Raw genomic sequence first — 616 nt, forward strand, 5'->3', positions numbered from 1 at the left:
GGATGCCATGGAAGATGCGCTGGTGAAAATTGACAGTGACATTGTGTATTCCTTTTTAAAATCGGTTTTCAGTGGCTCTGGTAAATAAGAACGGCACGCCGGTTTAGAAAATTAAATCGCCGGTGTGCTGAATGGCGATTTTTTATCCTGACAGGCATTCCCCCATAAAAAAGCCGCCCCTATGGAGCGGCCTGTGAGGCATCTGCGAGCGATTAGCCCAGCAGGGACATCACCATGCTGGACATGCTGTTGGACTGCTTCAGCATGGACATGCTGGTCTGCGCCAGCATCTGGTTACGCGTCATGGAGGAGGCCTCGCTGGCGAAATCAGCGTCCTGAATATTGCTCAGCGCCAGTTCGGTGTTGTCTTTCATGTTCGCCAGGTTAGAGGCGGTGTGGCCCAGACGGTTGATGCTGGCGCCCATTTTGGAACGTACGGAACCAACATCATTCAACGCGGTTTCCAGTTTATCCATCATCGCTTTTGCCGTATCTGCATCGCTGATGTTGATGCCATCGGCCTGTTCCCAGTCCCCAAAGCCGAAGCCGGAAGAGGTAAACAGCGCGCCACTGCCTGTCCCGTTCAGCTCGCCAGAGAGATCAACTACCATCGTTT

Annotated in this window: 1 protein-coding gene; it reads right to left on the minus strand. The window is 52.8% G+C overall.

The genetic code is table 11. The annotated features are described in order from the left end of the window. Nucleotides 1-212: 212 nt before the first annotated feature. Nucleotides 213-616: flagellin (locus CSE01S_RS21910; RefSeq protein WP_042293193.1), on the minus strand; the 404-nt coding region annotated here is incomplete at its 5' end.

This window comes from Citrobacter sedlakii NBRC 105722, from assembly GCF_000759835.1.
Taxonomy (GTDB): Bacteria; Pseudomonadota; Gammaproteobacteria; order Enterobacterales; family Enterobacteriaceae; genus Citrobacter_A; species Citrobacter_A sedlakii.